This window comes from [Clostridium] cellulosi, from assembly GCF_036762875.1.
GTDB classification, from domain to species: Bacteria; Bacillota; Clostridia; order Oscillospirales; family Ethanoligenentaceae; genus Ruminiclostridium_D; species Ruminiclostridium_D cellulosi.
The window spans coordinates 13,194-28,768 of the sequence record NZ_JBAIZF010000021.1; the positions used below are offsets into that span (position 1 = coordinate 13,194).

The following is a 15,575-nucleotide window of genomic DNA, read 5'->3' on the forward strand; positions in this document are numbered from 1 at the left end:
CGAATGACGGACGATAAATTAATCATTGGCGGGCATGAATTTAATTCCCGGTTCATTCTGGGCTCTGGCAAATACTCTATGAATCTAATAGAGGCCGCTGTTAAGTATGCGGGAGCTGAAATTATTACTCTTGCAGTCCGCCGAGCAAATACAAAAGAACAAGAAAATATACTGAACTATATCCCTCAAGGTGTCACTCTGCTTCCGAATACAAGCGGCGCAAGAACAGCGGAAGAGGCTGTCCGTATTGCAAGGCTGGCAAGAGAACTGGGGTGCGGCGATTTCATAAAGATTGAGATTATGCGCGATTCTAAGTATCTGCTGCCAGATAATTATGAGACCGTCAAGGCAACTGAAATTCTTGCAAAAGAAGGATTTATTGTAATGCCGTATATGTACCCAGATTTGAATGTCGCTCGAGATCTTGTAAATGCAGGAGCTGCTTCTATTATGCCGCTTGCTGCCCCTATAGGTTCAAACAGAGGGTTGACAACCAAAGAATTTATCCAAATCCTTATCGATGAAATTGACCTTCCCATTATCGTTGATGCCGGTATCGGCAGGCCCTCGCAGGCTTGTGAAGCAATGGAAATGGGTGTCGCTGCTATAATGGCGAATACCGCGCTTGCAACTGCAGGAAATTTGCCGATGATGGCTGCTGCTTTCCGTCAGGCTATTGAAGCGGGGCGAAAAGCATACCTCGCGGGCATAGGTCGTGTGCTCACCCGCGGAGCATCAGCGTCCGATCCGCTGACTGGATTCTTGCACGATTAAGGGGCGTGAGATAATGGAAAATCAGTTCTATGTGGATTCGGAGTATTTGTCGCCGGAAGCCTTAGCCAAAAAGCATCGTTTAGAAACCGACCCGGCTTTCAGGAAAAATTATATGGAATATTTGCCGTGGATGGAGAAAATAAACTCAAATGTTTGCGAAAATGTAAAGGCACAAGTGAATTCCTTTGATTATTACAAATATACTGCCGAAGATGTCAGGGCGGCTTTAGAGAAAGAAACCTGTTCGATCGAAGATTTCAAAGCCTTGTTATCTCCAGCGGCAGAACCATTCCTTGAGCAGATGGCGCAAAGAGCAAGGCGGGAAACGAGCAAACATTTCGGAAATACGGTGTATCTCTTTACGCCGCTTTATATTTCCAACTACTGCGAGAACTATTGCGTTTATTGTGGATTTAATTGCTATAACCATATAAAGCGCATGAAGCTGAGTTTAGAACAGATTGAGCGCGAGATGAAGGTAATTTCCGACAGCGGAATGGAAGAAATATTAATTCTTACCGGGGAAGACAGGGGAAAAAGTGGTGTAGAATACATCGGCGAAGCTTGTAAATTGGCGAGAAAGTATTTTCGTATGGTAGGTATTGAAATTTATCCTGTGAATACGGATGAATACCGTTATCTCCATGAATGTGGTGCAGATTATGTGACAGTTTTTCAGGAGACCTACGATACAGAGAAATATGAAACGCTCCATCTTCTTGGCCCCAAGCGTGTGTGGCGCTATCGCTTTGATGCACAGGAGCGCGCGCTTATGGGTGGAATGAGAGGGGTTGCATTTTCAGCCCTGCTGGGGCTTTCAGATTTTCGCAAGGATGCATTGGCAAGTGCTTTGCACGTTTATTACCTCCAACGAAAATATCCTCATGCTGAAATGTCCCTTTCTTGCCCGAGGCTTCGTCCGATTATAAACAATGATAAAATCAACCCTAAGGACGTCCACGAAAAGCAGCTTTGCCAGATTATTTGTGCATACCGTATTTTCTTGCCGTTTGTCGGTATCACCGTATCATCACGTGAAAGTGCCCGGTTCCGCAACGGAATCGCAAAAATAGCAGCGACAAAAATTTCTGCAGGTGTTTCCACTGGAATCGGTGACCACGAAAGCAAATACAGCGGAAAGGGTAAGAACGACGCTGCAGGTGACGAGCAGTTTAAAATTAATGACAGCCGCAGCCTTGACGAGATATATCATGATATTTGTAAAGAGGGACTGCAGCCCGTTCTGAATGAGTATCTCTATGTCTAATATTATCTGCGTTACCAACCGCCGCCTCTGTAGGACTAATTTCCTGTACCAAATCGAAAAAATCGCAGAAGCGGGGCCTATGGCGATTATCCTGCGTGAAAAAGATTTGAGCCGGGAAGAATACAGAAACTTAGCCAAATCTGTGCTTTCTATATGCAAGAAATATGAAACACCCTGTATTATCCATAGTTTTGTTAATGTCGCAAAGGAATTGCATGTTAATGCTTTGCACTTGCCTCTTTCTATTCTTCGCACGCTCCCAAACGAGGAAAAAGGTGCGTTCAAAATTCTCGGCGCATCCTGTCATTCTGTAGAGGAAGCACAAGCTGCTGAAGCACTCGGGTGCACATACATTACAGCAGGCCATATTTTTGATACGGATTGTAAAAAAGGCTTGCCGGGGCGGGGGCTTGAATTTTTAAAAAGAGTATGTAACAGTGTTTCCATTCCGGTGTATGCTATCGGCGGAATAACCCAGCAAAATTTATCGGAGGTAATGGCGTCAGGCGCTGCCGGTGCCTGTGTTATGAGCGCAGCTATGTTGGCCAAGGATCCACGAACATATATTCTCAAATTAAAGTGCCAAAATCATCTCCAGTCAGAATTTAACCTCGATAGGGTATAATACCTAAATAAAAAAATTTCCGCAGAATAATTCTGCGGAAATTTTTTGAAGGGAGTACCATGGAAAAATTAGTTTTCAGCCTGCAGTTTTTCGCTGATAGCGTTTTTCGCTTTCTTTGTCAGTGAAAGCAGAATAGTAAGGCCTGTAAACACAGCGAAAATAGCGAGGAGGATTGCAATGTCGCCCCAGGCTTTAGACATGTTGAAGTTGCTGGTGCATTCCTTAAAGAGTTTAACCGAATATGTCATTGGCATATACGGATAAATGTCGTTGAAGAACTTCGGAACAGTTTCCATCGGGAAGGTACCGCCGTTTGAAGTAAGCTGCAGTACAAGAAATGCGAGCGACAAGAACTTTCCGATATCTCCCAGATGGACAATCAGGAATTCAATAATTGAGATGAATACGACAGATACGAGAATGCATGAGAAATAGAATGCTGCGACGTTGCTGATAGAAAGGCCAAGGGCAAATTGTACGATAACGGCAAGGGTAAGAGCCTGCGCGATACCGATGAGTATAAAGGCGCCAACCCGCAGTAATTTCTTGTCTGAATATCTTGAGAGAACCTTAATGCGGCAGTCAGCGTCAAGATAAATGCCAAAGAATATGAGCAGTCCGCCGACCCACAGGGACAGTGACATGAAGTATGGGGCAAATGCAGAGCCGTAATTCGGGATAGGATTAAGTTCAGTAGTTTTGACGCTTACAGGAGTTTTTGCAAAAGAGTCGAGGCCCTTTGTCGTATCAAGCTGGCTGTTAGCGTCATTGATAGAATCATTGACGCCGTCCTTGGCGGTATTTATCCCGTCATTTAACTGGGAAGCGCCTGAATTTATTTCTTTTGACGCTGAAACCAACTGGGAAGAACCATCGGCAAGCTTAGAAGCTCCGCTGCTTGCCGAAGCAAGGCCGTTTTGAAGCTGAGTTGCACCGTTTAGAAGTTGAGATGAGCCAGAACTGAGAGTTGCTGAACCGCTGTATGCCGAGGCAAGGCCGTTTTGAAGCTGAGTCGCACCGTTTAGGAGCTGAGATGAGCCAGAACTGAGAGCTGCTGATCCGCTGTATGCCGAGGCAAGGCCGTTCTGAAGTTGAGTTGCACCGTTTACAAGCTGTGTTGAGCCATTTTTGAGCTGGGCTAACCCGTTTGTAAAGGCGTCAATAGCAGAAGTGAGCTTTCCGAGGCTGCTGACGCCGCTATAAAGCTGTTGAGTACCAGTTGCCAGCGACGTTACGCCGCTTTTGAAAGCTCCGCCGTCATAAAACTGGGATCTAAGCAGTGTTGAACCGCTTGAGAGGGCTGCCAGCTGACCTTGAACTGTGCTGTTGTTGAGGCTGTTGGCAAAAGTATTTGTCTTGGTGGCGAGCATCGCTGCTCCGCTGTTAAGCTCTGCGCCTTTGGATACAATAGATGCTTTTGTCGGGTCGGCTTGGGCAGCAGAGATAAGAGTCTGGCTGAAGGTTGCTGCATCAGAGGAATTAAGGGCTGCATTATAGAGGTTTACAAGGTTAGCAAGCCCTTGAATCTCGCTTTGATGCGCTGCCTTATACTCATCGCTTTGAGACATAAGGGCTTGAAGCTGTGCAGCGTAGTTGCTAAGTACAGTCGCTGAATTTGGATTATCTTTAATTAATGTGTAGATTGTTGAGTTAACCGCGCTGGTATACTCAGATGTACCGTTCTTGAGCTGCTGCATGCCATTGTTAATGTTTACCGCGCCGTCAGTAACGGTCATTTTGCTTTCATCGGTGGTGCCAGTGTATTTCATCATGTTATAAAGGGATTGAACACCATTATCAACCTGCGTGACAGCATCGGTGATAGTCATGCTGCTCGGGTCAGTGCTGCCAGTGTATTTGAAATTGTCAAGGAGTGCTTGCGCGCCGTCGTTCAGCTGCTTAACACCAGAAGTCAAAGTAGACAGGCCGTTTCCCCCGGAAACTGCTGCCGATAGCTGTCCGACTCCGCTTGTAGCTGAACTAATTCCACTGTCGAGTGACTTAAGGCCAGTAGTAAGTGCCGTGCTGCCGTTATACAGTGTTCCAAGACCTGAGCGGAGATCTAATATGCCGCTGTTCAGTGACTTTTGGCCATTAACAAGTGCTGTGCTGCCATTATACATTGTTCCGAGACCTGAGCGGAGGCTCAAAACGCCGCTGTTCAGCGTCTTTTGGCCATTTGCCAATGTCGTGCTTCCGCTATAGAGCTTTATAAGTCCGGAATTCAGATCCTCAATTCCGCTGTTAAGTTGTTTCTGCCCGTCATAGGCTTTGCCGGTACCGTCCAAAAGCTGCTGTGAACCGTCGCTTAATTGGGTCAAACCGTCACTTAATTCGTTAAGCTTTGACGGAACCTCATTGAGTTTATCTGCCAGGATGGAGACAACTTTTCCATCAACGCTGCCGCGGGCTTTTTCTTCAATCCGGTTTATTGCGATTTTGAGAATCTGCGACGCAATGTAGTTGTGTTTTTCATTGACTGCGTATTGTATAATACCCTCGCGTTTGTTTGACGTCGAAGCAGAAGCTATTCTCTCCGACAGATCGCTTGGGAGGATTATCGAAGCATAATATTTTTCGTCATTGACGCCATTAGTGGCATCAGCTTCATCAGTAAAGACAAATTTAAGTGAACCGTCTTTTTTAAGTTCATCTGATATTTCTTTACCTATATTGCGATTTTCACCATCAATTTCAGCGCCTTTGTCGTTGTTGACAACTGCGACCGGCACTTTGTCAAGCGTGTTATAAGGATCCCAGAAGGCCTTAAGGTAAAAGAAGCTATAGAAAAGTGGTATTATAATCACACCAATAACAAGAGCGGTGCATTTAATAGTTTTTTTAGCTTTGGACATAATTTCACCTTGCTTTAAATAAGATGCTCAGCACTGCTCGATGATCAAACCGTCCTTGAGGAACAGGCTGACAGATTCGGCAATCTGGCGCTCGTTGAGCGGTGGGTGCTTCTCTTCCCATTCGAATGCGAGTGCCGAATAAACCTTGATAATGACAAATGCGAGAATTGATGTATCACACTTTTTTATCAAACCTTCTTTCATTGCAGTATTTAACCTTTGCTCAATGTAACCGGTGATTTCCTTATCTATTGCCTCAATTACGCGGCAGGCGGACGGAGTCTTTAATTCTTCAGCCTCTCTTGCAATACGATAGAGGAATTTTTGGTTGTGGCGGTACATTAAAAAGTTGTAGATTATTTCATGTAGTTCCTGTATTAGCTGAAGGTGTTTTTCTTCAACGCTTTGGATGAAAAATTTAAATGAATCCAACAATTCCTCGGCAAGCTTGAATAAAAGGTCGTTTTTGTCTTTGTAGTATAAGTAGAGAGTACCTTTTGCTACTCCGGCTTTTTGGGCAATCTGATCCATGCTGACCGATTTGTACCCAAAATCAGCAAAAAGCTCTCTTGCCGCGTCGGCAATTTTTTTACGTTTGATATCTTTTGAATCCATATTTGGCACCCCTATCGCAAAATGACCGATTGACTAAAACGGTCATTTGTAATTATAGTCTCTTGGAATATCGCTTCAACCTCGAAAATAATGGAGTATTCACCGAAAAAACCAATTATGATGAATTATCACTATAATTCTTTGAATTGCTTAATATGGCTTTGATATAAAGCTGTTTTTAAAAATTTTTATGCTAAAATATTAAATATTTGTATCCTTAGTGAAAATCTTTTGTGCAGCATTGAACTGCATAACTAAAAAAAATCCGGTGCTTTTCAGCACCGGAAAAATATTTATCATATTAAATTATACCGTCTGCCCTGAGTGCTTCAATCACCCTTTTGGTTACGTTTACACGGTTGAACGGCACAACAAAATAAAATCCATCGGCGATATGAGCTATTTTTCTCGCAATCTCAATCGTTATCGCAATACCTTCGTTTTCACCCTGCTCGCGGGTCATGTCCGGCGAGAACCGCTTTAGGAACTTTTCCGGAATATTAAATCCGGGCATTTCGTTGGCAAGGAATACGGCGTTTTTGTAATTTACGGGCGTGACAAGGCCGGCGATAACCTTAACGCCTTTATTTTTTGCTTCTTTGAGTGCCTCGGCGGCGTCATCAGTAAAGACGGGCTGGGTCAGCACAAAAGAAGCTCCTGCGTCAAGTTTTTTCTCCAGCCTTTTAAGTTCCATTTTTGGATTTTTTGCGTTGACATTGAAAGCGCATCCGTAAAAAATCTCGTCACCGCTGAAAATATCTGAATTAAGGCTTCTTATATATCGGCAGAGTGATTCCGAGTTCAGATTAAAAACGCCCTTGACGAGCGCTCTATCAGTATCGGGAATAGGGTCGCCCGTCACCGCGAGAATATTGCGTATGCCCTCTATGTATGCCGAAATGAGCGAAGACTTTATCGCATTCAGGTTTTTGTCGCGGCAGCAGAGATGGGGGATGACCTCAATACCGATTGTGCGCTTGAGCCTTGCGGCTGTTGCGAGGGAGTCCGCTCTTGCCCGCGCCATCGGCGAATCAGCCACAGTAATGGCGTCGACATTTAAATCTTTGAGCACTTTGGCCGCGTTTTCGAGCTTTGAAATGTCGGCATTAAACGGTGGTTCAAGTTCAACGACAACAGTTTTTCTGTTTTCATGCAGAAGCGTATCAGAGAAAGTATTCAAAGTCCGCCTTATAGGTTTTTGAACCTCATGAACGCTAAGTGAATTTCCGCAGCCGCGGCTTGCTTTTGACACAGCGTCCGACAGCATAGCGATATGACGCGGTGTTGTTCCACAGCAGCCGCCTATTATTTTGAATCCGCAGCTTGCGGCGCTGGAAAGCCTTGAAGCAAAATAAGAAGGGGAACCGGAATATGTAACGTCGGGTTCCTGAATTTTCAAATCGCCCGATTCACGCTGAGGATATCCTGCGTTAGGCATTATGACCGGCACCATACCTCTGAAATCTACAGTTTGTGCATAATTCAAGAGATGTGATGGCCCGCAGCAGCAGTTAAAACCAACAGCGTCAGCACACTGAGCCTCAGCAACTTCGTCGATAAGGCGCTGTCCGCTGATGTTTTCTCGGGAATAGCCGTCAGGCATAACAGCGAAGCTGATTATAATGAATGCTTCGGGATTCTTGTTTTTTATGTACCTCGAAAACTTTATCGGATAAACGGAGTTTGAAAATGTCTCAAAAACAAAGATATTGACGTCGGAAGCCAAAAACGTATCTACAATGCGGCGATATTCTTCAGATATCACCGCCGAATCAAACATCGTTTCGGGAAGTGGCCCGATGTCGGCCGCCACATAAGCGTTATCCTGCGCTGCCATTGAGGCGATTTTTACGCCTTCCTTTATTATGGCAGATGTAGTGTCGAAATCCCCGCCTATTGAATTACCGGCTACACTCGCGCTGAAGGTATTGGTCAATATAAGCTTTGCACCAGCTTTAACATACTGCTTGTGCATACGCAAAACAGTATCGGCGCTGGTTATATTCAGCATTTCGCACGGCCCAGAAATTCGGCCGGTCAGCGATGATATATAGGTTCCTGCTGCACCGTCTGCAATAAGTATTTCGTTTTGAAGATATTCTCTTATGTTTTTCAAGGCTTCCTCCGCTGCTGACTGAGTTTATAATTATTCAGATTATTTTGCATGTATACATTTTCAATTATACTTTATTTTAAATTTCTTATCAACGCGATTTTATTCGCGATTTTAATATTATTTCCATTTTTTTAATGTTAATATAAATATAATGATACAAAAATGAGAAAATATTGGTTAGTTTGTATTGACATTGTAAGCTTAAAAGGATATTATAGGTATTGATTTATAGCATCAAATTTTGTCGGTTTTTTATAAAAAATTTTGTTATATTGGCCAAATGTATATAATTTCTTGACAATTACAGTTTTTACAAACTAAAGCAGGGGAAAGAGGTTTGAGTGATGAAGCTGAAGTTTCCAAAAATTAAGAAGATTAGACAAAAAGTAAATACTGAGGTTTCAGGAAATCAGAACAAACATGGCAAATTTGGCAAAAAGATGCTTCACTTTAATCTAAGACAGAAATATGCAGGTATGAGTATATATAGAAAACTCAGTATATCATTTTTAGCAGTTGCCTTAATAAGCAATCTACTTGTCGGTCTCGTTGGCCTTTATAACATTAACCGCACCAATGCAATGGCTCAGGAAATGTATAAGAAGGACTTAATACCTCTAACACCACTTTATCGTATTCAAACAACATTTCTTTCAATGAAGTCATTGGTGAACGCTAAAAACTTTGATGAACTTTCCATTAACAGGTCGGAAGTTTTCAGGCTTCAAAATTCACTAAACCAAGAATTGAGCCAATATTCTAAAACTGTTACTAATGCCGCCGAAAAGAAGCAGTTGGCTTCACTGGTTGATGATATAACCAATTTAACGTATAATTTGAGCTCGGTGTTTACCGCATTGCAGACCGACGATGAAGATAGAGCTTTCCAGCTTCTTAACGGGGATATCGCGAAGACATATGAACATTTTGACAGCGCTATAAATAAAATTTTCCAGGATAAAACAAAGGAAGCAGAACAAAGGAATCAGCAAAGTAATAAAAATTACATAGTGGCGCTTGCTACAATGAGCGGTATTACCGTTCTTATGATTATACTGGCTGCGATTATCGGAAGATTAAACGCGAGATTGATAAGCAAGCCTATCAACCACCTTGTAAAATCTGCCGAAGCAATCTCTGAAGGCAATCTTGATGTAATTATAGACAAAGGCAAAGGCGATGAAATAAGCGTTCTTGCGAATGCCTTTGAAAAGATAGTTGTATCGCTGAATTTGCTTAAGAAGGAGATTGGGGCTCTAATTGATGATGCCGTTGAAGGAAATCTCAGCACCCGCGCAGATGTATCAAAGCATAAAGGTGCTTACGGCGATATTATAGGCGGCGTCAACAAGCTGCTTGATACAATCGTTGTGCCCCTAAATACCGCAGCCGACTATATAGATAAAATCAGCAGCGGCGATCTGCCTGAAAAGATTACCGAAGATTTCAAGGGCGACTTTAACCGCATTAAAATCAATCTCAATACCTGTATAGATTCTATAAGAGCGCTGATAGAAGACGCGAATATGCTTTCTGACGCGGCCGTCAAAGGCAATTTGTCAGTCAGAGCGGATGTTTCAAGACATAATGGCGATTATGCAAAAATTATTGAGGGTGTAAACAACACACTTGATTCGATAACCGAGCCGCTTAGCACCGCGGCCAGATATATTGACGATATCAGCCGAGGCGATATTCCTGACAGCATAACCGATGATTTCAAAGGTGATTTCAACCTCATTAAGAACAGCCTGAACACCTGCATTAATTCTATTAAAGCATTAATAGAAGACGCGAATATGCTTTCCGAGGCGGCTGTTGAAGGCGATTTGTCAGTCAGAGCGGATGCGTCCCGTCATCAGGGTGACTTCAGAAAAATCATCGAGGGTGTCAACAGCACACTCGAGTCAGTTGTCACTCCGCTTAGAAATGCGGAAGACTGCGTAACGAAGATAAGCCGCGGCAATATCCCGCCGCTGCTGACAAACGAAGTAAAAGGCGAATACAAGGTATTCCAGGACAGCCTGAATACCTGTATCACGGCTGTTAACCAGCTTGTAGAGGATGCCGAAATGCTGTCTGAAGCGGCCGAGCGCGGTGACCTTTCAGCGAGAGCGGATTCTGAACGCCATCAGGGCGATTTCAAGAAGATTATCAATGGCATCAACAATATGCTTGAATCTGTAGCTGAGCCTGCTACAGAGGTACAATCGGTGCTCGAGGAACTGGCCAAAGGCAACCTCAGTGTACGGGTTACCGGAGACTATAAAGGTGACCTTGTAACAATCAAGGAGTCTATAAACAGCACAGTTGACGCATGGTCACGTTATATTGATGAGATTTCCACTGTCCTTTCGCGCATGTCCGAAGGCGATCTTGACGTTGAAATTAAGTCCGAATTCCTCGGAGATTTTGCCGAAATCAAGGATTCTATCAATAATATCATTGAGTCATTTAACGATGCAATCCGCGAGATACTCACTGCTGCGGAAGAAATAAACATCAGCTCGAAGCAGGTCTCTGAAGGCAGTCAGAGCTTGTCAGCCGGCGCGGCTGAGCAGGCGGCTTCAATTGAGCAGCTCACAGCTTCGATATCTGAAATAGCAAAGAAGACAAGAGAAAATGCTCTGAGTGCTACAAAGGCTGATAAGATTGCGTCCGATGTTAAGAATGACGTTGTTACCGGTACCGCGAAGATGGGTCAGATGGTGCAGTCCGTCAATAACATCAGCGAATCTGCTTCGAACATATCTAAGATCATTAAGGTGATTGAGGATATTGCTTTCCAGACAAATATTCTTGCGCTGAATGCTGCAATAGAAGCCGCGAGAGCTGGCACCAACGGCAAAGGCTTTGCAGTTGTTGCTGAAGAAGTAAGAAACCTTGCTGCACGTAGTTCCAACGCTGCGAAAGAAACTACACAGCTGATTGAAATGTCGATAGAAAAGGCGACAGAAGGCGAGACTATTGCCAATGATACATCTGAAGCATTTGATAAGATTGAAAAAGGCGTTGGCGAGACAGCTAAAATTATTGACCAGATCGCACAGTCTTCCAATGAGCAGGCGACTGGTATCGCTCAGATAAACAAAGGTATCGACCAGGTATCAAAGATTGTCCAGACGAATTCAGCTACAGCCGAGGAAAGCGCGGCTGCAAGCGAGGAACTGTTTGGTCAGGTCGAGAACCTCAGAAAACTTGTAGCAAGGTTCAAGCTGAAGGGCCAAGAGAATTGACTTTGGCATTGCAGCAGTTTGGAAAATATGCTGAGTCGATAAAATGCGCTGAACGTAATATGCGTTCAGCGCATTTTTTACTACTAAGAACAATCTTGTGAGATAGGGAAAAACTCAACCATTGGGCAAAGTAGATTGTTATAGGCAGGTGTCGTTATGGATAACGGCATAGACAGCTCAGGCATAACCGCCGGACAAGACTGGGCTTTAAGAATATTCAGATTGTTATAGAAAAACAGCGGGACAAGCCCGCTGTTTTATCTTTACGCGCAAGAACAACAAAAGTATTCTTGTTATTTTTGATTTTCGGCATCAGACTCTTCATTGCGTTTGCTGGAATCCGTAGATATATTTTTTGTTGCCTTTTTATGTTGTTTTATTGCCTCGCTCAAGATATATTCTATTTGCCCGTTAATAGAGCGAAATTCGTCCTCTGCCCATGCCGCTATGTCATTCCACATGTCGCTGTTGAGCCGCAACAGCACCGACTTTCTATCTTTTCCATGTTTTTCAGCCATTATTTATCCCCGTCAATGATAGAGAGTGCCGGCGTTAACAATAGGTGAAGCGGATTTTTCAGCGCACAGCACGACCATAAGATTAGAGACCATTGCGGCTTTTTTCTCTTCGTCAAGGTCAATGACACCTTTTTCACTCAGCTTGTCAATTGCCATTTCAACCATGCCGACAGCGCCCTCAACTATCATCTGACGAGCGGCGATAACAGCCGAAGCCTGCTGACGCTGAAGCATTGCAGCGGCAATTTCAGGGGCATATGCAAGATGGGAAATACGCGCCTCTTCAATTTCAACTCCGGCTTTTGCAACGCGTTCCTGCAATTCGTTTTTAAGAGCCTGCGCTACTTCTTCTGCATTACCGCGGAGAGTAATATTTGCTTCTGTATCAACATTTTCACTGAAGTCATAAGGATAAAGGTTGGCAAGATGCCTTACCGCTGACTCACTTTGGACTTTCACAAACTCTTCGTAGTTTTCAACATCAAATGAGGCTTTGTAGGTGTCGCGAATCTTCCATACGATAACTGCGGCTATTTCAATAGGATTTCCGACCTGATCGTTAACTTTAAGCTTTTCTCCGTTGAGATTGCGTGACCTGAGGGACAATTTCTTTTTGGAGTAGAAAGGATTGGTCCAAAGTATGCCGGTCTGGCGAACCGTACCTTTGTAATCACCGAAAAGGCTGAGTACAGCCGCCTGATTTGGGGCGAGATTGAAGAATCCGGCCAGAATAATGATACCAATCACAGTTAAAATACTGCCAAGTACAATATAAGCGCCATTGTCGTTTTTGCCACCGAGTACGAAAAAGAGAATGGAAAGTGCAAAAATTACAATAGTTATAATAAGACTGACCCATCCCGAGTGAACCTTGATTTCTTTTTCATTTTGTGCTGTTGAAGCCATAACATAACCTCCATATTCCTTCTGGTGCATTTGGCTACTGCTCAAAGTACCGACCAGAATCAATTTGATATTAAAATGATATCATAATAATTTCAGATTGTAAAGGGGATTGGCAAATAATTATAAACTTTTTGTAAACAATTGCTTGATAAGTATGCATTATTGTACATATTAGTGTATAATAAACTAAGAAAAGCGAAAATATTTTAGGGGATTTTTATGAATGAGTTTATAAACAATATAATGATGCGAATTCATGACTTTCCTGTATGGGGAATCATATTGTTCTGTTTTATTTCAGCATGTCTCCAACAAATATTTCCGCCGTATCCGTCTGATATTCTTTTGCTTGTTCTCGGAGGTCTCGCTGTCACTGGTATAATTGCGGGCCCTGCGGCGATAATACCATATATCATCGGAACTGTTTTTTCGAGTCTTCTTGTTTTTTACATTTCAAGAAAAATTGGAAAACCGATATTAAAGAACAAATATGTCCGTAAAGTCTTTCCCAAACGCAATCAGCGGGTGGCGGGGCTGTATATGCGAAAGTATGGCACGCCTGCGCTTGCAATCTGCAAATTCCTGCCCGGAGTTAATACAGTCTGCCTGTTTATCGCCGGAGTTATGGGATTAAAAGGGCTCGTGCCATCGCTTGTAATTGTAGTATCCAGCATAGTGCAAAACTTGGTGTATTATTTCGCGGGAAAGGCAATAGGAAACAACCTGCCGTCACTTTACAATTTTTCAGAACGTTTTACGATTGTCGCAGTTATCATTGCAGTGCTAATTATAGCAATATTTATAGTGTTCAAGTTCAGAAGGAAGTTATTTAGGAGAGTGCGTATCTGAAATACTAATTACCATAAATTTTTTTGATTTATTGATATAAAATACGCAAAAGCTATAATGCCGCGCGCGACACTTTTCTGGGGGTGGCGGCATTGGGCGAAAGCAATTTAAATAAAAAAAGCCCATGGTTCGGGCTTTTTTGTTTTTCGCTGGCAATATTCTTGACACTTACACCAGTTTTGGCTGCCGGCAGCGTAAAGGTAGAAAAGGTAACGGAAAATATTTCACAGCCTTCACTTGACTGCCGGATTTCCTATCCGCATCTTGATGGCATAAACAATCAGGATATGCAGGAAAGGCTTAATGTTTTCATTAAGGAAAGAGCTAAAACTGTGGAAACGAAAGCACAATACAATGCTAAGTTCGAGAAAGTTAATGCTGTCATGGACTTTAAAGTTACCCGTAACAACGACGGCATTATGAGTCTTGTCATCAAAGACAAAATAAGTTCGGCAAAAGGTGACAATTATTCTCAGACATCTCTGACAATTGATACTGTCACCGGGCGGCGTTATTTTTTGTCCGACCTGTTTATAGACAATGCCGATTATGTCGAAATGCTGAGCGGACAGATTAAGAATCAGATATCGCGAACGGGCCTTGACAAAAAACAAATAAAAACTTTTAAACGGATAAGCGCAAACGAGGATTTTTATTTGACGCCCGACGCGGTTGTAGTGTACTTTGAGCAAGGCGAATACTTTAGCAATGATTGTGCAGTCAAAGAGTTTGCTATACCGCTTAATACTCTCAGCGGAATCTTAAAGCCACGGATTTGGAGGGCCTAAGATTCTGGAACTTTGTACCTTGAAAAAAGAATAGCGCGCGGCAAAGGGGCTGTATCGAAGCGCCTATCGGCGCTGAGACAGCCCTTGATTTTTATAATGAGTGCCAATTGTTTTGCTGTTAAACTGACAAGCTGCCTTTAACTTTTAATCTGCATAGAATATATACAAATTGAATTAAAGGCGGTTTTAGAGATGAGTATGAGTCCTTCGGACACAATTCCGTATGTTGTTCAGCAGGGCGATACGCTGCAGTCGGTAGCAAATATGTATCGTACGTCTGTAAAGGCCATTGAGCAGAAGAATCAAGGCGTTAATTTAAACTCATTAGCTGCCGGGCAAGTTATATTTATCCCTGTTGACAGTTATTATGCCCCTCATCGCAGGGCGACCAGAGCGTGCACAACGCGTGAACTGGAATTAATGAATCTTATGAGGCTTTTGTGGGAACAGCATGTATTTTGGACAAGGCTTGTCATCTTAAGCATGGTGTTCGACCTGCCAGATGTAAGTCAGGCCACCAACAGGCTTCTGCGCAACCCGCAGGATTTTAAAGCGGCGCTTATGCCGTTTTATGGGGAAGAAACGGCCGCAGAATTTGCAAACCTTTTGACACAACATCTGACAATCGCAGCCGAGCTTGTCGCCGCATCAAAAGAAAACAACACCGCCGCCGCGGCGGACGCCGAAAGGCGATGGTATCAAAACGCAGATGAAATCGCGGAATTTCTTGGCAGTATCAACCCCTATTGGTCGGCAGCGGAGTGGCGGAGTATGCTGCGGGAGCACCTCGCCATGACAAAGCAGGAGGCGGTAGATTTCCTGACAAAAGATTATGAGCACAGCATTTCACAGTTTGACGCGATAGAGAGGATGGCCTTGAGAATGGCCGACGTCATGTCAGACGGTATAATCAGACAGTTTTCGCTGTAATCTTAGGGACTGGTTTTCTGCCTATGGCAGACATATCATGCATATACATACAATTCTCCATTCTCCGTTTTAAGCACATATAAAAAGCCCCGCCTT

Annotated in this window: 12 protein-coding genes; 7 read left to right on the forward strand and 5 right to left on the reverse strand. The window is 43.4% G+C overall.

Annotated elements, in window-relative coordinates; genetic code table 11:
• Positions 1 to 3 precede the first annotated feature (3 nt).
• Genes V6C21_RS06455 through V6C21_RS06465 form a run of 3 tightly spaced genes read left to right on the forward strand, consistent with a single transcriptional unit; the run spans position 4 to position 2,666 of the window.
• Entirely contained in the window at positions 4 to 774 is a 771-nt protein-coding gene (locus tag V6C21_RS06455; protein ID WP_034836879.1) for a thiazole synthase, read from the forward strand.
• 13 nt (positions 775 to 787) lie between these two features.
• The gene (gene thiH, locus V6C21_RS06460) at positions 788 to 2,041 is read left to right on the forward strand and encodes a 2-iminoacetate synthase ThiH (RefSeq protein ID WP_479268615.1); all 1,254 of its coding nucleotides are present in this window, start codon (positions 788 to 790) and stop codon (positions 2,039 to 2,041) included.
• Positions 2,022 to 2,666 carry a thiamine phosphate synthase gene (locus tag V6C21_RS06465; RefSeq protein ID WP_479268616.1) on the forward strand — a complete coding sequence of 215 codons (645 nt, stop codon included), beginning with the start codon at positions 2,022 to 2,024 and terminating at the stop codon, positions 2,664 to 2,666. Before thiH ends, V6C21_RS06465 begins: the two co-directional genes overlap by 20 nt.
• A gap of 68 nt (positions 2,667 to 2,734) precedes the next feature.
• Here V6C21_RS06465 and V6C21_RS06470 read toward each other — a convergent pair whose 3' ends face one another.
• From V6C21_RS06470 to V6C21_RS06480, 3 genes are all read right to left on the reverse strand, one after another.
• Complete coding sequence (locus V6C21_RS06470) at positions 2,735 to 5,521, reverse strand: YhgE/Pip family protein (RefSeq protein WP_479268617.1); 2,787 nt, start codon at positions 5,519 to 5,521, stop codon at positions 2,735 to 2,737.
• Positions 5,522 to 5,548: 27 nt separating this feature from the next.
• The gene (locus tag V6C21_RS06475) at positions 5,549 to 6,136 is read right to left on the reverse strand and encodes a TetR/AcrR family transcriptional regulator (RefSeq protein WP_479268618.1); all 588 of its coding nucleotides are present in this window, start codon (positions 6,134 to 6,136) and stop codon (positions 5,549 to 5,551) included.
• 301 nt (positions 6,137 to 6,437) lie between these two features.
• Positions 6,438 to 8,252, reverse strand: coding sequence for a bifunctional homocysteine S-methyltransferase/methylenetetrahydrofolate reductase (locus V6C21_RS06480; protein ID WP_479268619.1), 1,815 nt, complete (start codon positions 8,250 to 8,252; stop codon positions 6,438 to 6,440).
• 344 nt (positions 8,253 to 8,596) lie between these two features.
• Between V6C21_RS06480 and V6C21_RS06485 the strand changes: the two genes are divergently transcribed.
• A complete protein-coding gene (locus V6C21_RS06485) occupies positions 8,597 to 11,488 on the forward strand; it encodes a methyl-accepting chemotaxis protein (RefSeq protein WP_479268620.1) in 2,892 nt (963 codons plus the stop codon).
• Between the two features lie 293 nt (positions 11,489 to 11,781).
• Here V6C21_RS06485 and V6C21_RS06490 read toward each other — a convergent pair whose 3' ends face one another.
• Positions 11,782 to 12,006, reverse strand: coding sequence for a type II toxin-antitoxin system antitoxin (locus tag V6C21_RS06490; protein ID WP_034836890.1), 225 nt, complete (start codon positions 12,004 to 12,006; stop codon positions 11,782 to 11,784).
• Between the two features lie 12 nt (positions 12,007 to 12,018).
• On the reverse strand, positions 12,019 to 12,912 hold the full coding sequence (locus V6C21_RS06495) for an SPFH domain-containing protein (protein WP_479268621.1): 894 nt from the start codon (positions 12,910 to 12,912) through the stop codon (positions 12,019 to 12,021).
• A gap of 219 nt (positions 12,913 to 13,131) precedes the next feature.
• Here V6C21_RS06495 and V6C21_RS06500 point away from each other — a divergent pair, with 219 nt between their 5' ends.
• The 3 genes from V6C21_RS06500 to V6C21_RS06510 all read left to right on the forward strand — a co-directional run bounded on the left by V6C21_RS06500 (position 13,132) and on the right by V6C21_RS06510 (position 15,479).
• On the forward strand, positions 13,132 to 13,761 hold the full coding sequence (locus V6C21_RS06500) for a DedA family protein (protein WP_034836895.1): 630 nt from the start codon (positions 13,132 to 13,134) through the stop codon (positions 13,759 to 13,761).
• A 92-nt stretch (positions 13,762 to 13,853) separates the two neighbouring features.
• A complete protein-coding gene (locus tag V6C21_RS06505; RefSeq protein WP_051492288.1) occupies positions 13,854 to 14,549 on the forward strand; it encodes a DUF3298 and DUF4163 domain-containing protein in 696 nt (231 codons plus the stop codon).
• Between the two features lie 198 nt (positions 14,550 to 14,747).
• Positions 14,748 to 15,479, forward strand: a complete 732-nt coding sequence (locus V6C21_RS06510) for a LysM peptidoglycan-binding domain-containing protein (protein ID WP_479268622.1) — start codon at positions 14,748 to 14,750, stop codon at positions 15,477 to 15,479.
• Positions 15,480 to 15,575: the final 96 nt, after the last annotated feature.